The following is an 18,622-nucleotide window of genomic DNA, read 5'->3' on the forward strand; positions in this document are numbered from 1 at the left end:
ATTATTTAGCATTTGTACTTTCAAATATTTTATCTGCTGATTTGGCTACAAATCCTTGATACAGCTTACCACTATTATCAGGATAGCGTTTTGCAAACTCATAGTAGCAACAAGGAATCTCTTTCTTGCCTTCTATAAATTTAACTTCTGATTTTCCAGAAACTGTACTTGATTGTTCTAAATAATCTGCTGGTGACCCTTTGATTTCTCCACCTGAAGTATTTAATACAAAGCCATTTAATTTTAGAAAATCATTAACTTCAGAAACTTCACTAAATTTTTTCAAATCATTGATAAAAACAGTAAAATGATTTGCTCTAAAACCAAAAGCATAAAACCAAGCAGCATACTCAGACTCTTCGAGAAGCTTTTGGTAAGTTTTGTAACTTATAAAACTCCAACTTGCACCTGATGTTAACAAAGCTTCAGGATTCTTTAGTAAACTGTTAGGTATAGCTTCTACACAAGCTTCCATTGTTTTTTGTAAAAACGGGCTAAATTCACTAACTAGAAGCTGACTAATGAACACTTTAGGCTGACTAGGATCACTGTGCTCAAGATGTATCGCTTTTAGCTTCTTAACCTCAAAGTCATAATGTCCACATACTTTATATCCAATATTTATAAAGGGTTTTGATAATACATTTATATCTATCTTTGGATTGTCTAAGGTTCTTAATGCTATATGATCATTGACAGGCTTTTCACCTTCCTCTACAAATGCCTCATAAACTTGCTTAACATGTGGATTAGTCTCAATATACTGATCCCAAAGTTTATCTATAATATTAAAACTCATAACTAATCCTCCAGATTAAATTTGATTCCTTGTGCTAATGGTAAATCTTTACCATAATTAATCGTGCTAGTTTGACGTCGCATATATACCTTCCACGCATCCGAACCAGCTTCACGACCGCCTCCAGTATGCTTTTCACCACCAAACGCGCCTCCAATTTCAGCACCTGATGTACCAATGTTTACATTAGCAATACCACAATCACTACCTAAACTTGATAGAAACTTCTCAGCATTTTGGATATTATCAGTAAATATAGAGCTTGATAAACCATATCTAACACTATTGTTGAGTTTGATTGCTTCATCAATATCTTTGAAAGACATTATGTACAAAATAGGACAGAAATTCTCTTCTGCTACTATTGGCATATTAGCATTTGCTTCAATTATTGTTGGCTCAACAAAGAAACCAGCTTTTGCGATTTTTTTACCACCAGTTAAAATTTTACCGCCTTCTATTGTAGCTTGATCTACAGTTTTTAAGAAATTATCAACTGATACTTGATCTATAAGAGGTCCCATAAGATTTTTTTGATCTAGCGGATCTCCAACTGTAACTTGTTTGTAGGCATTGACCATTTTATCTTTGACCAAATCATAGATTGATTCATGCACAAATAGTCTTCTTAGAGAAGTACATCTCTGCCCTGCTGTACCAACTGCTCCAAAAACAGCTGCTGGTATTGCTAATTTTAGGTTAGCTGATTCATCAATAATTGTAGCATTATTACCACCTAGTTCTAAAATTGACTTACCAAATCTTTTAGCGACTTGTTGTCCAACATCTTGACCAACCTTTGTAGAACCTGTGAAAGATATTAGATTTACCCTTTCATCATTAACTAATGCTTTTGAAACCTCAATGTCTTTAGAAATTATTGTATAAAAAATTTCAGGATAACCATGCTCTTGAATTACTTTTTGACATATATTGTGTACAGCAATTGAGCATAATGGTGTCTTTTCTGAAGGTTTCCACACTACAGTATTACCACAAATGACAGCTATAAAAGCATTCCAAGACCACACAGCTACTGGGAAATTAAATGCAGAAATAACTCCAACTACTCCTAATGGATGCCATTGCTCATACATTCTATGATCGTGACGCTCAGAATTCATCATCACACCGTATAACATACGTGATTGTCCTACAGCAAAATCTGCCATATCAATCATCTCTTGAACTTCACCATCACCCTCTTGCTTAGATTTACCCATCTCAAGAGACACTAAACTTCCTAGATGATCTTTATTTTTACGGAGCTCTTCGCCAATAAGTCTAACTAACTCGCCTCTTTTAGGTGCTGGAATTTGACGCCATTGTTTAGCAACCTCCGCAGCCTTTGTAATAGCATATTGCATATCATCTAAGTTTTGATTTTTAACTTTAGCTAAAAGCTCACCAGTTGCTGGACTTAAAGTTTCTATAACATTTTTATTATCATCAGTTATATGTGCTTCTAAACCTAAATTTAATTCTTGTAAAATACTCATTATTTCCCCCTAGATTAATCTGCTTGTATCAAAAGTCCTGAATTTCTATAGTACTTACCAAATCTATTATCATAGAACTCTTGTAAACATATAGACTCTTGGTTTATAAATCCTGTAGGATTATCTTTAGAGTTAAGCAATAGATCTATACTTACACACAAGCTTGTTGCAGTAGTTAATTGTAATGCTGAGAAATATTTACCAAACATACGTTTTGAAGGATATTTTTGCGCAAAATGACGCTCTGCTTTTAAGCCTTTTCGGATACCATCTACTGATACATATATAAGAACTACATCTTGATTAATTCTTGGAATTGCTCTCTCCATAATCTTAACCATAGTATCCAAATCTTCGCCTAGCTTCATATCTTGCATTAAGAATTTCATCTTATCACAATGCCCTGGATGACGGATACTTTTGTAGTTTATGTTTTTAACCTTACCTGCATAAGTCTCGATCATCGAACCAATACCACCAGAGGTATTAAAAGCCTCATAAGTAAGTCCATCTATTTTTATTTCTTCAACATCAGCTAATGGAGCTAGAGTTCTTTTTTCACCATCAACGACTCCTTCGCAAGGCTTCGCATATTCATTTATTAGACCTTCTGTAGACCAAGTCAAACCATATTGAAGTGTATTCGAAACATTTAAAGGCAAAGCTCCTACCCTCATACGTACGGTATCAATTGAGTCAAACTCTTGCATAAGATTATTAGATACAATACTTATAAATCCTGGAGCTAGACCACATTGCGGTGCAAAGAAACTATTTTCTGCTTTATCTGCTATACTTTTGATATAGTTAGTAGCATCTACATCTTCTGTCAAATCAAAATAGTTAAGCTCTAACTCGCCTGCTATCTTAGCTATATCTTTATTAAGAAAAAACGGTAAACATGAAACTATAGTTTTTATATCATTCTGCTGCACATAGTTTTTTAAGTCTGAAGAGTTAGTGGCATCTAGTTCCACGTATATCAAATTATCTACATTTTTTTCTAAAACTGGTTTGTCATGAGGAATGTATCTATCAATTAAATGAACAGTATAATCACCACTTTCAACCAGTAAGCAACTAACTAAAGACCCGACTCTGCCGGCACCAAGTATTACGATATTTTTCATAAATACCTCAAAATTACGCCTTTTGTACTTTAATTTATATCACTTGGACTGCTATGAGTAAATATAATTCGTATTGGATTTATTAGTTATTTTGAAGATATCTGATAAATAAATCTTAAAAATAGAAATGATTAATTAATTTAAAACTATGAGAAGACTAACTTTATAATCTAAAAAATGAAATAGTATACTTTCTTAAACTTCCCAATATCTACAATCCATAATAAAGTAGTTCTACCTTGCTTTACATCTATCTTCTGACGAACATTATTAACTTGAATTGTATAATTACCACTATCAATTTGCTGTTCAAATAAATCAATACTATTTGGTAATAATAGCCAAGACCTCATATCTGCTCTTTTAGGATCTGTATTTGACAAATCAAACTTAAGATGACTTCCTAAAATACCTCCTAAAGGGAAATTTTTATCATAATCATACTTGAATGCCTCAATCACAACATTCTGAGTAACAACCTTTGAATAACTCTCGATGAGAGACTTCATAGCATACAAAGTTGTATCTAGTAGAGTTTCTGTGTAGGTATCGACTAATGTACTCTTACCTGAAGAAATTGTTACTCTCTTGGGATCAAAAAAGCTATATTTAGTTTTATATACAGGAAACTCCATCTTTCTGATACCAATATTTCCTAGATCAAGATTAGCTTTAGCTGACTTGCGAATATTAACAAGTCCCTGCTCATAAAAAACTACAATCCTACCCATCCCCATAGAAAAAGGCGATATTTGACCAATTACTGCAGATCGATATTCATTTGCAGTTTGATCAAGATATCTATTACCAACTGTATACTTTTGAGCATTTTCAAGGTCATTTAATGACTCTTGATAATTTTTTGAAACTGCTGAATCTAATAAACTTTTTAGATAGTAAGTCATTGGATTACCATAAGCATTTGGAATCACTGCTGAAAATTCAAGCATTGACTTTAATGATTTGAAACTATCTAAACCTAAGTTATCATTAGTAATATCATTCCTGTCAAGATCTTCCTTAGCAAGTTCTTTCATACCACCTGCTATTAACTCTTGTTCATCACGCCATATCTTAGCAGTATCCAAACTATCTAGTGACTTAAGAGCTTGATTAACATCATTTGTTTTTAAATAATTTAGAGCTTGGTATGTATATAAAAAACTTATAGCATAGTCTGGTATATTATATGCTGTTTTAATATCATAATAATTGTATGTATTTTTGTCTAATAAGATTTTTTTTGCTTGCTCTAATGATTCTTCTTGATTTTTGGGTATAGATTGAATTGCTAGATCATAGAATTTTATTGATTCTGGATAATTATCATTAAGCTGAAGCAATCTTCCTGATTCAAGATAGTTAAGATTTTTTAGCTGCTTTATATTGGCAATATTATTATTTTTGTTTATTGCTCCAGATATATTATTTTCTACAAGATCTTTTCTTACAGGAGCAAATATCCAAGGATAGTCATAAGAAGCAAATTTTATTTTTGTCACTTCTTTGTTTGGAGTTGTGCATGAACTTAAAAAAACTATAGATACAAATAGTATTAGGAGTTTATTTACTTTACTTCTCTTCATTTTGATAACACCAATGCCAAGGTTCATAAATGTATCCATATTCATTATCACGAGGAAAACTCATTTTAAATCCAAATCTATGAGCATTTTTACTTAACCATTTAAAAGCTAATGTATCCTCAAACAACTCTGTTAAGACCTCTTTTTCGTCATCAGTAGTTAAATCAATTGCCCTACCTGTGTGATGTTCACTTTCTCCTGGCAATGCATTCACCTTCATGATTTGTTCTAGAGTTTGACCACTAGCTAGTTTTCTATCTATTATTTTTTGCTGATACTCATAGCTTCTAAAACCTGATACTACATATAAACAAACACCTTCATTTTCTGCAGCTTGTTTTAGTTTCAACCATGCTTGATAAGTAGTCTTTTCCAAAAAAAAATCTCTAGAAAAAAAATCCTCTCCCACATAAGTAAGATCTTCTTTATCGGCTTCAGGAAATATTATCTTTTTTACCATTTAGCAGACTCTTCTAATTTCAATATATTACAAAGATACTTATCATGTTCAGATATATTAATAATGGTTTCATTAGCTGAACGTAATTTTAATTTATCAAAATCTATATCTATAGTATCCTTACTAGCATTTTTTGTAGTTTGCAAGACAAGATTAGTCTGTCCACCAGTCATAGCAAGATAGACATCCGCTAACAATTCACTATCTAATAAAGCTCCGTGAAAAGTACGATGATCATTTCTAATGTGATATCTCTTACAAAGAGCATCAAGATTATTTTTTTGAAGAGAATGTTTTTTTCTAGCAAGTTCTAAGCTATCAACAATTTTTGCAACATGTTGCTCTAATGTGCCGTATTTATTGTTTTTTAGAAGCCCAAGCTCCCAGTTTATAAATGGTACATCAAATGCTGCATTATGTATAATAATCTCAGCACCTCTAAGAAAATCTATCATTTGGTCAACATTTTCTCCAAATGATGGTTTATCTGCTAAAAATTCGTTAGTCAAACCATGGACAGCTAAGGCACCTGCTTCTACTTCATAATTAGGATTACAATAGAAATGCAGATTATTACCTGTAACTTTTCTATCGATAACTTCAACTGCTCCAAATTCTATGATCCTATTACCAATCTTATAATCAAAACCAGTTGTCTCTGTATCTATAAAAACTTGCCTAGACATCAAAAAAACCTCATTAACCTTACTAACGTTTAATTATAACAGTGCAGGTCTATAAGTATATAGTGTAGTTTAGAGAAAGGTAATTCTGTCGTTCCCTAAAATTACTACTGCGTGAATAAATATTTGTATAATCCAAACCCAACCAGGAACCATAAAAAGCGTTATATCTTAAACCTGCACCATACTGATAAGCAAAATTTGATTTATTTTGCAAAACCTGTGAATAGTCAATATATGGAATAAGTCTTTTGCCATATACTGTTGCTGTATAGCTTGATTGTAAAGACCAGGAACCTACATTTTCTCCTGTACCTAAGAAATTGTCATATATCAGTGCAGCACTAGGTCTTACTGAGCCAAAAAATGGAACTCCTGCAATATTATTTGGGCTAACAGAGGAAGAGTTGTTAATACCCCCAACTCCTTTATCTGTCAAAAGAGCCTCAGCTTCAAAGTTTATATCTGAAATAGCAAGACCATAGTTAATATCAAATGCACCAACATTTCCACCATTTTTGGTCTGAAAACCTGATACATTAGAATATGCTGCTCCAAGATATTGATAATCTCCAACATCCCCCATCTCATAAACATATTTACCATTTAGAGAGAATCCAACTCCACTTTTACTAGCAGCATTTGTAACACCAAAGTAACTATTAGAATTTGCATCTAAAAGTACAGCATTTAAATGCAGGTCTTGAGTATGATAAGAAAAATTTATATTACCTCCTGACTGCATAAAATATGTTCTAGTTAATGTTGAAACATAGTTTGATACAATATCAAAATTACCATACATTACCGTTGAGTTAGCTACGTACCCAAAAAATGGACTTTCTGAAAGATTACCAACAATCAAATATATAGTATTGGGATCTATATTAAAACCATCACGATGATCTTGATATAATGTAAAACCAACTAAAGATGTAAACCATTTAGAAATTGTTGAAGCGGCATAAAAATCTACAGCATACGAAAAAAATTCTCTCTCTCCACCAGGAGGTACCTTATTTAGTCTTTGCCAATCAATTAGAGCGACTTTAGTACCAAAGTAGATATAGTTATCATCTAAAATGCCTTGTTGTCTTGCCTGAAGCATAAACAATGGATCACCAGTATCTGATTGTACGTTTAACATCGCGTGAGTTAGTGTCTCACTAACCCTAAAACCATTAAACCATGAAGTTTTTATGGCATCAATATTTAAGGCTTCATTGATTTTAGTATCAAAGGTCTTCTTAGCTAATGCGCGTTTTTCACTATCTGTTAGAGCCTCACCTTCTTTAACTGATAAGTCCTGAATTGCTTGCTTTTCGATTTTTTCTTGTTGTTCAACACTTAATGGTGCTTTGTTAAATATATAGTCTTGGTTAGGAAAAACTCTTCTATAAGCATTAGATTCAAGTCTACGGATATTATCAGGATCATAACTATTTCCAACAAGGCTAGATATATTTGTATTTGTATTTGTATTTGTATTTGTATTTGTATTTGTATTTGAATCCGTGCCCGGCATAGCACTAACTGCCACACTAAATGTAGATATTGTTAAAATACTTGCTAAGGTCACTAATTTTATAAACATGAAACTACAATTCTTTATTATCTAAGTCCTTGTCATTTTGTTGTATTATGTCAACAATCTGTTGCTGAGTTAGTGATTCACCTTCTTTTATTTCAATATCATCTATAGTATCAGCCACTCTTTTGCTTACGGGAATTTTTTTACCATTTTCTTCTATATAATATGCATAACAAAAACTACATATAAATCCAAAAATTATAATAAAAAGTATTCTCGTAGGCTTCATTTTATACTTTTTTTACAAATTGAGATTTTAATTTCATAGCACCAAAACCATCGACCTTACAGTCAATATCATGATCACCGCTGACCAAGCGAATATTTTTAACTTTAGTACCTACTTTGATAACTTGCGAAGAGCCCTTAAGCTTTAGATCTTTAATCACAGTAACTGTATCACCATCAACAAGAAGATTGCCATTTGAATCTTTGACAACTAATTGCTCATCAGCACTTTCATTTGGTTGCCATTCATAACCACACTCTGGACATATTAAGATTTCATCAACTTGATAAACATATTCCGATTGACATTTAGGACACAAAGGATAACTAGACATAAAATTCCTATAATTTCTTTAGTGTGGATTAATATAACATTATAGACCTCTAATTACTATCCATTATATTTATTTATCTTATTATATTATTTGCAATCTATTTTTAGATAAATATTCTTAAGTACATAGTCATAATGTTATCTTGTTCAGAGAAGTTTTTTGCTTGTCCTCTAACATATGTATAACTAAAACCTAGCCATCCATCAGCAAAAACATTGTATCTAAATCCAGTAGCAACTGATGCTGCGTAATTATCCGATGCTTGTTGAATCTGAGAATAACTAACAAAGGGTACTAGATCTTTATTCATTACATTTGCAGTATAATCAAGCTGTGATGACCAGCCAAAAACATTACCACCACTTGTTAAAAATTGATTTGAAGTTAAATCTGGAAATATTGATGAAGCAAAAGCTTCTCTTAAATTAAAACCTCCGGATACATCTGTCAAAGATGTCACTCCTTTATCTGTAAATACAAATTCATTAACAAATTCAAGTTTACTAATATTCATTCCGAAATTAAAATTTACTACACCAACATTATCATTTTGATCATTTGTAAAACCCGAAACATTTGAGTAAGCAGCACCAGCATACCAGTAATCCCCAACATTTTGTAAGTCTTGGGTATATTTCATATTTACAGAAAAGCTTAATTTGGAGTTACCCTCATATGCATTAGCTACCTTCAAAAAACCATCTTTAGATGTAGCCAAAAACACAAAATTGGTCTGCAAACCATCTTTGTTATATGAAAGATTAACATTCCCACCTGATTGCATAAAATATAAACGTGTTAATGTTGGTATAATATTAGTAGTTTCATCAAAACTACCAAAGTTTACTGTTGATAATGCAGCGTAAGTATAAACAGGTAATCTATTGAGATTACCCAATATAAAATATACTCCGCCCGGAGTTGCAGACCATTCACCATTAATCGTGTAGGTACTTAAAGAGGCATATATAGAAGTCCACTCACCCAATGTACTCGCCACATAATATTCTAGTGCATAATTATTAATTGAATTTGCAGATACACCATTTTGAGAATTTCTACCCCAAGTGGGTGTAAAGGAAGCCATCCCTCCTACATATAAGTAATCATCCTTTAATAAACCATTCTGACGCGATAAAATAATAAATTCTGGATCACCGGTTTCTTGCTGTGTATTAAGCATTGCTTGAGAAAGTATTACATTATCCTCTATCCCTTGATACAAGGGTAGCTTAACCTTATCAGCGCCAGATAATTTTAGAAGAGTTTTCCCAACATCAAAAGTTGATCCTGGAGCAATAGATTCTCCTTCATACTGCTCAACAGTATCTAGAGCTGAATCATCTTGAGTAACATTTCCTTTTGACTCATCAGTATTCACTAATTTTTGTTGAGTATCTATATCTGCGACATCAGTTGTGGCATAGGCATCATAAGTCAGCATAAGCAAACTTATTAGTATTAGAAAAATATTTTTCATCTATGCGCTATAATTTTGATTAAAATTTAAATAGAGAATAATAGAATAATTGATAAATTATAAATCTACAACATGACCTGATAAGTACTCAGCCACACCTTCAGGAGATGCTTTCATACCCTCATCACCTTTGTTCCAACCAGCTGGACAAACTTCACCATGCTGTTCATGGAATTGTAGTGCTTCTACCATTCTGATCACTTCATCCATGTTTCTGCCTAGAGGAAGATCGTTAACAACCTGATGACGAACAACACCAGATTTATCAATCAAAAAAGTACCTCTAAATGCCATACCACCTTCTGATTGTACATCATAAGCTTTAACAATTTCTTGATTAATATCTGCAACCATAGTGTACTTAACTGGGCCAATACCACCTTCATTGATTGGAGTATTTCTCCAAGCATTATGAGTAAAATGAGAATCTATAGATACAGAAACCACTTCAACACCAAGTTCTTTTAACTTAGCTGTTCTTTTATCTAAAGCAATTAATTCAGATGGACAAACAAATGTGAAGTCTAAAGGATAGAATACCACAACCGCATATTTACCTTGCATAGCTTTAGCAAAGTCATAGCTATCAACAATCTCACCAGTTCCTAATACAGCTGGTGCATTGAATACAGGGGCTTTTTTACCTACTAATACCATAATTTTATCCTCCATTTATATAAAGTTTTACGGTCTATTCTTTTGAATTTAGCGCTTGTAATTTTGCTTACTAATTATACTTATGTCAACTGTATTTATCGTATATAATATTGATAATAATACTTATTAACAAAATTTAATATGCTTTTACCTGTTCATGATGACACTAAACTTCTAATTTTTGACTGTGATGGCACAATTGCAAATAATATGAACATTCATATTGATGCTTGGCTTAGTGTACTTAAAAATACCAAACCAGAAGTAGAATCTATCGACTTTGATAAATATAACGGACTTCCTAGTGAGTACATACTCAAAGAAGTATTTAAGTTTAGTGATATTGAAACCCCAATAATCGCTGAAAAAATTAAAGAAGCCTCTTATGAGCTACTAATTCAAACCAAACCTATCCAACCTATAGTTGATTTGGTTATACATTATCATAATAAAATGCCTATGGTTGTCATATCTGGTGGTAAGCAAATCAATGTACTTAGATCTCTGGATGTTTTAGGGCTTACTGATTATTTTGATAAGATAATTACAGCAGATGACTCACACCCAAACAAGAGCTCACCTGAAGCATTTACACTATTAGCTAATCAATACAATCTCAAACCTCGTGAATGTCACGTGTTTGAAGATGGTGTACCAGGTCTTATTAGTGCATTACAGGCTGGAATGACTATCACTGATGTTAGAAACATTAACTTAAGATAAGAAAGAGCAGATTTAAACTATGAAAAAAAGTATACTTTTGAGCGTGATGTTGTTCTCCTGTTTAGGATATTCACAGGTTGTAAATACAGCAACATGGACAACCAAAGATATTGAAAAGAATTTTAAAACAAAATACTTTTGTAATAAAAATTTATCAAAAGAGGATTGTGATAAAAATTTTAAAAACATGAACGAGTATGGTATAGATGTTAGCTCTCTCGGTAATCAAGACATAAAAGATATCCAACTTGACAAAATATCATATACGACAACTAATTCTTTCCCAGCTACTGGGGAGATAACATCTCATGTATCTGGACTTGTAATGCTTCCTAACACCAATCATCCAAAGGGAGTAGTCTTATACTATCACCCTACTGTGTTTGATAATGCTGGCGTCCCTTCTAATCTAGATAAAGAAAATAAGACTAGTTTATATCTAAACACTGTTTATGCTGGAGTATATGCAGCTAATGGATATATTGTTGTTGCTCCTGATTATATTGGGCAGGGAGATGACTATAAAAACTATCACCCTTATGTTTTATATCCAAGACAAACCATAAATACAGCCGTCGATTTATTGAATAATGTCAGTTCTAATATTCGTAAGAAATATAGTCTAAAAGATAACTCTACGCTAAATCTTTTCTCTGTTGGTTATTCTGAAGGTGGTGCATACTCTATATGGACAGCCAAGTGTCTAGGCTGGCGTGGCGACTGTGAAGGAGTAGATAAATTAGATACACTGTATAGATATAGGGCTGCTGCTGGATTAAGTGGAGCCTACGATGTCAGTAAGACCACTTTAAATTTCATGACTGATAACAATGATTCTAGTAAATATTTCCTGCATAGCAAACTTATCACATCAATGCTAAAACCTGGTTTAATGGCAAATACTTTTATGAGCTACCTAAATTATAGTAACGTTTCAAAAACCATTAGTATAAATGATTTTGATAAAGGTTTCTTTGAAATGCAATGCTCAACCTTCTCTCAAGAGAAATGTGATATTGAAGGCAAACGTTATAACTTTGACACATTATTCTTACAAAAGCATTTACCAAACAATCAGTTTGCTGCTGCTATATTTAATAGTGCATTATATAAAAAATTTCCTAACCAAGAATCAGCTTCTCACTATGCTATACCTACTGGTAATAACTCAATGTATGATTTATTTAATGAAAAAATATTTACCAATAAAGAACTCATTGAAACCATGAAAGCTGCAGATATTGTTGATTTTGGTAAAAAAACTAGAACTCCTTTATATCTATTTGCACTCAAAGAGGACTCTGTAGTAACTCGACTTAATTATGACAAATTCATGCGAAATGCTAATGCCATTGTTGATAGTTTTGTATTAGATAACAACAAAATTCTAACGAATACTACAGATTGGCTACCAGTTCAACTTGATATCAATGAAGTAGATCACGTTACTGGTGAGACTTATGCAAATCTATTTGCATATAAATATATTGATGATATGAATAAGGTATACTTATAAGATTATGATTGATGCAATTACTCAAAGAACTAGTATTTTAGTAAATGAAATTGGAATTACAAAACTTGAGAATGCAAATATTTTTGTAGCAGGTTGTGGTGGCGTTGGTTCTTATGTGATTGAAGCTCTTGCTAGAGCGGGGATTGGTAATCTTACTATAGTTGATATGGACAGAGTTGATTCATCAAATATTAACCGTCAACTTATTGCTTTACATAGCACTATTGGTAAGCCTAAGGTAGAAGTTATGAAGCAACGCATCATTGATATTAATCCACTTTGTAAGGTTAATGCTTTAGAAACTTTTATAAATCCAGAAAACACTCTTGAGCTACTTAGCAATGAGAAGTACGACTATGTAATTGATGCTATAGATACTCTTAATGCTAAAGTTAATCTCGTGAAAATAGCTCATCAAGATCTAGGTATAAAAACAATATCAAGTATGGGAGCTGGAGGCAAAACTGATCCCACACAAATAAAAGTCGCAGATATATATAAAACTGACGTATGTGCCCTAGCACGAACGATGCGAACAAGATTAAAAAAACAGCTTGTTTCAAAGGGAATCAAAGCAGTATTCTCAACACAGAAAGGCATTAGCCCTCTTCCACCAAGTGATCCAGAGCCAAATCAACAAGGTAGATCTAGAGCAACAAATGGAACCCTCAGTTATATGCCATCACTATTTGGTCTCACAATAGCAGGCATTGTTATCAACGATATTATTGGTGATGATTTTAATAAATAAAAATATTTCAAACCCTAGAAATACGTTTCTATATCATTTACCCTAATAAATACAATACAACTAAAAATTATTTAAAGAATGCCAAAAAAGATCAGACTTAGGTACATACTACTTATTATAATAATTGTTATTGTCACAGTTTTTTTCTCAAATACTACATCTGATATACAAGTTGACGCTAATATGGGAGCTTGTGAAATACTAGATCAGAATCCTAGCTGGAAATCATCTCTTAAAAAAGCTCAAGACAAATATAACCTCTCTCCTGCTTTTGCAATGGGGCTAATCTATCAAGAATCTCGCTTTGATGCTGAGGCAAAAAGTAACTATTCAACAGCTTACGGTTATGCCCAAGCAATAAATAGCACATGGAAACATTTTCAAGATGAAGTTAAGCCAAATGCCAAAAGAAATAATTTTGATGATAGCGTACAGTTTATAGGCTGGTATATGTCGCAACTTGCAAAATCTTTAAAACTCAAGATGAGTGATAGCGAAAATCTATATATGGCATATATGCTTGGAGCAACTGGGTTCAAACGCTACAAAGATGGTACATTCAAAAATAAAGCCAAGATTGAAGAGGATAAAAATATAGCAAATAAAGTTAAAGCTTATACAGCTCTTTATAAATCTCAGCTTAAAGACTGTAAGATCTAAAATCTATACGCCAATGTAGTCATTACTTTTGACTGAAGTTTCATTATAGCTTTTACAGGCTTAGGTAACTTTTTACCACCAGCCTTCTCTGCTTCTATAGCGTGATCTGATTCATCAAGATACATCTGTTTAAGTATCTCTCGTGAGCGATTATCATTCACCGGCAAATTTTTCAAATGTGAATCCAAGTGTTTCATAACCTGTTTTTCTGTCTCTACAACGAAACCATAACTTAAACTATCACTGATAGAGCCCGCCGTAGCCCCTATTCCAAATGATGCCCAATACCAAAAAGAATTAAGTAAACTTGGCTTAGCCCCTAGTTCTTCTAATCGCTCTGCACACCATGCTAGATGGTCATATTCCTCATCAGCAGCATGATATAAATGCTCTTTGGTTTGTGCCGATTTTGCTACAGATGCCTGCCCTCTGTAAAGTCCTTGAGCACAAATCTCTCCTGTATAATCAACTCGCATTAATCCAGCAGCATGTTTTTTATCATCATCTGATAATTGACCATCTACCGTATCACCACTTGGTGACTTTCTATTAGGATTAAGAGGCTGTTTTGTAAATCTTGCATAACTATCAATTTCCTCAACAACTCTATCTAAAAAAGATAATTTTCTCATAACTAATCTTCCTAGTTAAATAAAACCAAATAGTGCATTAGCAGCAACAATTGAAAAAAGCAGATTAAGTATCAAAAATACCCAACCCACAGAGTATCCTTCTTTAATAGAAAATATAGCATAGATAGCTAACACTATACCACACACCACCATGGGTTCATTTCTACCTAATAGTATACCAAAACACAAAGCTACAAGCCCTACAAAAGCACAAACTCTAGCTGTATTTATCTTATATTTGCTAAAATAAAAGATTGAAAACGCGATTGCTAGGATTATAAATATTAATAAATTATATATTTGAGGAAAATTAAAAAAGACCATTGTTGCGCTAACAAATGCGATACCTTGCAAACCACTAAAAAATGGTTCTTTTTGAATGATAGCTGATAAAAATAAGAAAAAAGTTGCAAAAAATACTATAAGGTTTTTATGATTAATATTTGTTTCAGTCAAACCAAACATAAATATAATTAGACCACAAATCCCTACCAGCAACCCAACATTGTTGATGACTTTTTTTAGCATATAAATGATTAAATAAGTTTTATTGAAAACTATTATAATTATAAACTATAATCGTTACAAAAGTTTTCATTGAATAACAGCTAAACTATTAGTTATAATTATGAAATATCTTTTTTGATTCATTTTTTAGCATAATTAAGGAGATTTTAATGGCTAGAAAGAAAATAGCGCTTATTGGTGCTGGTAATATTGGTGGAACACTTGCTCATTTATCACTAATCAAGCAGCTAGGTGATGTAGTTCTTTTTGATATAGCTCCAGGCATGCCTCAAGGTAAAGCTCTAGACTTATTACAAACTTGCCCTATCGAAGGAGTTGATTTCAAAGTTAGAGGTACAAATGATTATAAAGATCTAGAACACTCTGATGTAGTAATAGTAACAGCTGGTGTACCAAGAAAACCTGGTATGTCTCGTGATGACTTACTTGGTATTAATATCAAAGTAATGCAAGCTGTAGGTGAAGGTATCAAACACAACTGTCCAGATGCATTTGTAATATGTATCACAAATCCTCTTGATATTATGGTAAATATGCTACAAAAGTTCTCAGGTGTTCCTGATAATAAAATCGTTGGGATGGCTGGTGTACTAGATTCAGCTAGATTTAGAACTTTCTTAGCAGATGAGCTAAATGTTTCTGTTCAACAAGTTCAAGCTTATGTAATGGGTGGACATGGTGATACTATGGTACCTCTTACAAAAATGTCTAATGTTGCGGGCGTATCTCTAGAGCAACTAGTCAAAGAAGGTAAAATTAGCCAAGAAAGACTAGATTCTATAGTGGCTAGAACTAGAAATGGTGGTGGTGAGATTGTAGCTCTACTAAAAACTGGTTCTGCTTATTACGCTCCAGCTGCTGCAGGAATCCAAATGGCAGAAAGTTACCTAAGAGATAAAAAAATGATTCTTCCATGTGCTGCAAAAATAAAAGCTGGCATGTATGGAGTTGATGAAGATCTATTTGTAGGCGTGCCTACTGAGATTTCTGCAAATGGTGTAAGACCTATACATGTTGAAATTTCTGAAAAAGAAAAAGAGCAACTACAAGTATCTATCAACGCTGTTAAAGAGTTAAATAAAGCTGCTGCTGAAATTTTAGCAAATTAATTTTCTAACAAGTTTAGACAGTAAGTGTTGTACTGTCTACATCTCATAACTGATTCAACAAAGTCAAGTATAATATTTGACTTTTTAGTATTCTAAAATTATAAAAAATTGATAAAATTTCACTAATTAAAATTTCAATTATACTAGATTAGTATAGTTTATGTGTAATCTGGTATTTATTGAAAATACTTTAAATTAAATAGGGTTTTTGTTTATTATGTCTAATGAAAAATACCTTGACATAGATATAGATATATCTAAGGATCGTGAGCTTTCAGAACAAGCACAGCAACTACTTACTAATTATTATTGTCTTGAGAATGAGCCTTCTCCACAATATGCCTTTGCAAGAGCTTCTGTAGCATACTCTTTTGGCGATATTAATCTTGCTCAGCGTATATATGATGCTGCATCTAAAGGCTGGTTTATGTTTGCATCTCCGGTGCTTTCAAATGCACCACTTCCAGGCGCAAAAGTTAAATCATTACCGATTAGTTGTTTCTTGTCTTATGTGCCTGATTCATTAGAGGGGCTTATTGAGCACTCATCTGAACTAAGATGGCTATCAGTAAAAGGTGGTGGAGTCGGCGGTCACTGGTCAAGTGTCCGAGCTGTCTCTGACAAAGCACCTGGACCGATACCTTTTATGCATACTGTTGATGCAGACATGGTTGCTTATAGACAAGGTAAAACTCGTAAAGGCTCTTATGCTGCATATATGGATATATCTCATCCTGATATAGTTGAGTTCGTGGGAATACGTGTTCCAACAGGTGATGTAAATAGAAAATGCTTAAACCTACACCATGCTGTCAACTTAACTGACGACTTCATGCAGGCAGTCGCTAATGATGAAGATTGGAAACTTATAGATCCAGATGATAAAACAGTTAGAGATACCATAAAAGCTCGTAAATTATGGGAAACTATACTTGAAACGCGTTATCGTACTGGTGAACCATATCTAAACTTTATTGATACAGCAAATAGAGCTTTACCAAAGTCTCAAAAAGAACTTGGTTTAAGAATCAAAGGTTCGAATTTGTGTAACGAGATCCATTTAGTAACTGATGAAAAGCGTACAGCTGTATGTTGTTTATCTTCAGTTAATTTAGAAAAGTATGATGAGTGGAAAGATACCTCTCTTATCAAAGATTTGATAAGATTTTTGGATAATGTTCTACAATTCTTTATAGATCACGCAGGTGATGAGATCGCTAAAGCTAGATATAGTGCTTCTCGTGAAAGAAGTCTTGGCTTAGGTGCTATGGGTTTTCATTCTTATTTACAAAAGCATAATGTTCCTTTTGAATCTCAAAGAGCAGAAGAAATTAATGAAGAGATATTTAAGCGTATAAAAGAACAAGCTGTAGAAGAAACTCTAATACTTGGTCGTGAAAAAGGAGAAGCTCCTGATATGGCTGGTACTGGTCGCAGAAATGCTCATCTACTAGCAATAGCTCCTAATGCTAATAGCTCCTTAATATTAAATACTTCTCCAAGTATAGAGCCTTGGAAAGCAAATGCTTTTACATCTAGAACTAGAGTAGGCTCACACTTAACAAAAAATAAATATCTAGAAAGAGAACTAGAAAAAATTGGCAAAAATACTGAAGAAGTATGGTCAGATATTATTACTAATGGTGGCTCAGTCCAACAACTAGATTTCTTAAACGATGAAATTAAGTCTGTATTCAAAACAGCTATTGAAATGGATCAAGATTGGGTAGTATACTTAGGTGGTCAAAGACAAAAACATCTGTGTCAAGGGCAGTCTCTGAATATATTTTTCCCAGCTGGTGCTTCACGTGGTTATATTCACAAAGTACATTTCAATGCTTGGAAATATGGTTGTAAGGGACTATATTATTTGAGAACTGAGACTTCAAATAGAGCGGAAAACATCTCTAAAAAAGTTGAAAAGAATAGGCTTGTAGAATTCTCAGAACTAAAACAATCTGAGAGTGAATGTATCGCTTGTGAGGGATAAGAAATGAAAGTAAAAATATATACAAGAAATGGCTGTCCATTTTGTGTTTGGGCTAAACAATGGTTTGATGAAAATGAAATAGTTTTTGAAGAAACTATAATAGACGATCATTCTCAACGTCTTAGATTCTATGAAGAAATGAATCAAAGTGGTAAAGTTGCATTCCCAATTTCAACAGTACCTCAAATATTTATTGATGATGAGCATATTGGTGGCTTTACAGATCTTAAAGCCAATGCAATAGAAATCTTAGCTAAAAAATAGG

General features: G+C 32.9%; 20 protein-coding genes. 7 read left to right on the top strand and 13 right to left on the bottom strand.

Annotation, left to right across the window (positions count from 1 at the left end; translation table 11 throughout):
- Nucleotide 1 precedes the first annotated feature (1 nt).
- The 11 genes from IMS64_RS04990 to IMS64_RS05040 all read right to left on the bottom strand — a co-directional run bounded on the left by IMS64_RS04990 (nucleotide 2) and on the right by IMS64_RS05040 (nucleotide 10,448).
- Nucleotides 2–799, bottom strand: coding sequence for a DUF1338 domain-containing protein (locus IMS64_RS04990; RefSeq protein WP_088821289.1), 798 nt, complete (start codon nucleotides 797–799; stop codon nucleotides 2–4).
- A gap of 2 nt (nucleotides 800–801) precedes the next feature.
- Nucleotides 802–2,298, bottom strand: coding sequence for an L-piperidine-6-carboxylate dehydrogenase (amaB, locus tag IMS64_RS04995; protein WP_211490034.1), 1,497 nt, complete (start codon nucleotides 2,296–2,298; stop codon nucleotides 802–804).
- A gap of 14 nt (nucleotides 2,299–2,312) precedes the next feature.
- On the bottom strand, nucleotides 2,313–3,428 hold the full coding sequence (locus tag IMS64_RS05000; RefSeq protein ID WP_211490035.1) for a saccharopine dehydrogenase family protein: 1,116 nt from the start codon (nucleotides 3,426–3,428) through the stop codon (nucleotides 2,313–2,315).
- Between the two features lie 170 nt (nucleotides 3,429–3,598).
- A complete protein-coding gene (locus IMS64_RS05005) occupies nucleotides 3,599–5,041 on the bottom strand; it encodes a COG3014 family protein (protein ID WP_211490036.1) in 1,443 nt (480 codons plus the stop codon).
- On the bottom strand, nucleotides 5,001–5,474 hold the full coding sequence (locus tag IMS64_RS05010; RefSeq protein WP_211490037.1) for a M15 family metallopeptidase: 474 nt from the start codon (nucleotides 5,472–5,474) through the stop codon (nucleotides 5,001–5,003). Before IMS64_RS05010 ends, IMS64_RS05005 begins: the two co-directional genes overlap by 41 nt.
- The gene (dnaQ, locus tag IMS64_RS05015; protein WP_211490038.1) at nucleotides 5,468–6,160 is read right to left on the bottom strand and encodes a DNA polymerase III subunit epsilon; all 693 of its coding nucleotides are present in this window, start codon (nucleotides 6,158–6,160) and stop codon (nucleotides 5,468–5,470) included. Before dnaQ ends, IMS64_RS05010 begins: the two co-directional genes overlap by 7 nt.
- Nucleotides 6,161–6,209: 49 nt before the next feature.
- Nucleotides 6,210–7,751, bottom strand: a complete 1,542-nt coding sequence (locus IMS64_RS05020) for a hypothetical protein (RefSeq protein WP_211490039.1) — start codon at nucleotides 7,749–7,751, stop codon at nucleotides 6,210–6,212.
- A 4-nt stretch (nucleotides 7,752–7,755) separates the two neighbouring features.
- Complete coding sequence (locus IMS64_RS05025; protein ID WP_211490040.1) at nucleotides 7,756–7,977, bottom strand: hypothetical protein; 222 nt, start codon at nucleotides 7,975–7,977, stop codon at nucleotides 7,756–7,758.
- 1 nt (nucleotide 7,978) lies between these two features.
- Nucleotides 7,979–8,311, bottom strand: a complete 333-nt coding sequence (locus IMS64_RS05030) for a zinc ribbon domain-containing protein YjdM (protein ID WP_004287640.1) — start codon at nucleotides 8,309–8,311, stop codon at nucleotides 7,979–7,981.
- A 103-nt stretch (nucleotides 8,312–8,414) separates the two neighbouring features.
- Complete coding sequence (locus IMS64_RS05035; RefSeq protein ID WP_211490041.1) at nucleotides 8,415–9,791, bottom strand: hypothetical protein; 1,377 nt, start codon at nucleotides 9,789–9,791, stop codon at nucleotides 8,415–8,417.
- Nucleotides 9,792–9,848: 57 nt separating this feature from the next.
- Entirely contained in the window at nucleotides 9,849–10,448 is a 600-nt protein-coding gene (locus IMS64_RS05040) for a peroxiredoxin (protein ID WP_042518210.1), read from the bottom strand.
- A gap of 141 nt (nucleotides 10,449–10,589) precedes the next feature.
- Between IMS64_RS05040 and IMS64_RS05045 the strand changes: the two genes are divergently transcribed.
- From IMS64_RS05045 to IMS64_RS05060, 4 genes are all read left to right on the top strand, one after another.
- Nucleotides 10,590–11,171 (top strand): HAD family hydrolase, encoded by a 582-nt coding sequence (locus IMS64_RS05045; protein ID WP_012280928.1) that lies wholly within the window; start codon nucleotides 10,590–10,592, stop codon nucleotides 11,169–11,171.
- 19 nt (nucleotides 11,172–11,190) lie between these two features.
- Nucleotides 11,191–12,687, top strand: a complete 1,497-nt coding sequence (locus IMS64_RS05050; RefSeq protein WP_211490042.1) for an alpha/beta hydrolase family protein — start codon at nucleotides 11,191–11,193, stop codon at nucleotides 12,685–12,687.
- Between the two features lie 4 nt (nucleotides 12,688–12,691).
- Nucleotides 12,692–13,438: a tRNA threonylcarbamoyladenosine dehydratase gene (locus IMS64_RS05055; RefSeq protein ID WP_211490043.1), complete on the top strand. Its 747-nt coding sequence runs from the start codon at nucleotides 12,692–12,694 to the stop codon at nucleotides 13,436–13,438.
- Between the two features lie 78 nt (nucleotides 13,439–13,516).
- Nucleotides 13,517–14,098 carry a transglycosylase SLT domain-containing protein gene (locus IMS64_RS05060; RefSeq protein ID WP_211490044.1) on the top strand — a complete coding sequence of 194 codons (582 nt, stop codon included), beginning with the start codon at nucleotides 13,517–13,519 and terminating at the stop codon, nucleotides 14,096–14,098.
- On the opposite strand, the gene coq7 is transcribed toward IMS64_RS05060, so the two are convergent.
- Complete coding sequence (coq7, locus tag IMS64_RS05065) at nucleotides 14,095–14,730, bottom strand: 2-polyprenyl-3-methyl-6-methoxy-1,4-benzoquinone monooxygenase (RefSeq protein WP_211490045.1); 636 nt, start codon at nucleotides 14,728–14,730, stop codon at nucleotides 14,095–14,097. The two genes, IMS64_RS05060 and coq7, sit on opposite strands and share 4 nt — an antisense overlap.
- 15 nt (nucleotides 14,731–14,745) lie before the next feature.
- Nucleotides 14,746–15,258, bottom strand: coding sequence for an MFS transporter (locus IMS64_RS05070; RefSeq protein ID WP_211490046.1), 513 nt, complete (start codon nucleotides 15,256–15,258; stop codon nucleotides 14,746–14,748).
- A 149-nt stretch (nucleotides 15,259–15,407) separates the two neighbouring features.
- On the opposite strand from IMS64_RS05070, the gene mdh reads away from it, so the two are divergent.
- The 3 genes from mdh (at nucleotide 15,408) to IMS64_RS05085 (ending at nucleotide 18,621) form a co-directional block, all read left to right on the top strand.
- Nucleotides 15,408–16,367 (top strand): malate dehydrogenase, encoded by a 960-nt coding sequence (mdh, locus tag IMS64_RS05075; RefSeq protein ID WP_004287630.1) that lies wholly within the window; start codon nucleotides 15,408–15,410, stop codon nucleotides 16,365–16,367.
- 217 nt (nucleotides 16,368–16,584) lie between these two features.
- Nucleotides 16,585–18,357 (top strand): ribonucleoside-diphosphate reductase subunit alpha, encoded by a 1,773-nt coding sequence (locus tag IMS64_RS05080; protein ID WP_211490047.1) that lies wholly within the window; start codon nucleotides 16,585–16,587, stop codon nucleotides 18,355–18,357.
- Nucleotides 18,358–18,360: 3 nt separating this feature from the next.
- The gene (locus IMS64_RS05085) at nucleotides 18,361–18,621 is read left to right on the top strand and encodes a glutaredoxin (RefSeq protein ID WP_211490048.1); all 261 of its coding nucleotides are present in this window, start codon (nucleotides 18,361–18,363) and stop codon (nucleotides 18,619–18,621) included.
- The last annotated feature ends 1 nt before the right edge of the window (nucleotide 18,622 follow it).

Origin of the sequence: Francisella philomiragia, assembly GCF_018135955.1 — a bacterium.
GTDB lineage: Bacteria > Pseudomonadota > Gammaproteobacteria > Francisellales > Francisellaceae > Francisella > Francisella philomiragia.

Bases quoted from the DNA above. Each gene is read 5' to 3' on its own strand.
- dnaQ (WP_211490038.1), bottom strand. From the start codon at position 6,160: ATGTCTAGGCAAGTTTTTATAGATACAGAGACAACTGGTTTTGATTAT.
- IMS64_RS05040 (WP_042518210.1), bottom strand. From the start codon at position 10,448: ATGGTATTAGTAGGTAAAAAAGCCCCTGTATTCAATGCACCAGCTGTA.
- IMS64_RS05045 (WP_012280928.1), top strand. From the start codon at position 10,590: ATGCTTTTACCTGTTCATGATGACACTAAACTTCTAATTTTTGACTGT.
- coq7 (WP_211490045.1), bottom strand. From the start codon at position 14,730: ATGAGAAAATTATCTTTTTTAGATAGAGTTGTTGAGGAAATTGATAGT.
- IMS64_RS05055 (WP_211490043.1), top strand. From the start codon at position 12,692: ATGATTGATGCAATTACTCAAAGAACTAGTATTTTAGTAAATGAAATT.
- IMS64_RS05025 (WP_211490040.1), bottom strand. From the start codon at position 7,977: ATGAAGCCTACGAGAATACTTTTTATTATAATTTTTGGATTTATATGT.
- IMS64_RS05005 (WP_211490036.1), bottom strand. From the start codon at position 5,041: ATGAACCTTGGCATTGGTGTTATCAAAATGAAGAGAAGTAAAGTAAAT.
- IMS64_RS05070 (WP_211490046.1), bottom strand. From the start codon at position 15,258: ATGCTAAAAAAAGTCATCAACAATGTTGGGTTGCTGGTAGGGATTTGT.
- IMS64_RS05050 (WP_211490042.1), top strand. From the start codon at position 11,191: ATGAAAAAAAGTATACTTTTGAGCGTGATGTTGTTCTCCTGTTTAGGA.
- mdh (WP_004287630.1), top strand. From the start codon at position 15,408: ATGGCTAGAAAGAAAATAGCGCTTATTGGTGCTGGTAATATTGGTGGA.
- amaB (WP_211490034.1), bottom strand. From the start codon at position 2,298: ATGAGTATTTTACAAGAATTAAATTTAGGTTTAGAAGCACATATAACT.
- IMS64_RS05035 (WP_211490041.1), bottom strand. From the start codon at position 9,791: ATGAAAAATATTTTTCTAATACTAATAAGTTTGCTTATGCTGACTTAT.
- IMS64_RS05060 (WP_211490044.1), top strand. From the start codon at position 13,517: ATGCCAAAAAAGATCAGACTTAGGTACATACTACTTATTATAATAATT.
- IMS64_RS05000 (WP_211490035.1), bottom strand. From the start codon at position 3,428: ATGAAAAATATCGTAATACTTGGTGCCGGCAGAGTCGGGTCTTTAGTT.
- IMS64_RS05020 (WP_211490039.1), bottom strand. From the start codon at position 7,751: ATGTTTATAAAATTAGTGACCTTAGCAAGTATTTTAACAATATCTACA.
- IMS64_RS04990 (WP_088821289.1), bottom strand. From the start codon at position 799: ATGAGTTTTAATATTATAGATAAACTTTGGGATCAGTATATTGAGACT.
- IMS64_RS05010 (WP_211490037.1), bottom strand. From the start codon at position 5,474: ATGGTAAAAAAGATAATATTTCCTGAAGCCGATAAAGAAGATCTTACT.
- IMS64_RS05085 (WP_211490048.1), top strand. From the start codon at position 18,361: ATGAAAGTAAAAATATATACAAGAAATGGCTGTCCATTTTGTGTTTGG.
- IMS64_RS05030 (WP_004287640.1), bottom strand. From the start codon at position 8,311: ATGTCTAGTTATCCTTTGTGTCCTAAATGTCAATCGGAATATGTTTAT.
- IMS64_RS05080 (WP_211490047.1), top strand. From the start codon at position 16,585: ATGTCTAATGAAAAATACCTTGACATAGATATAGATATATCTAAGGAT.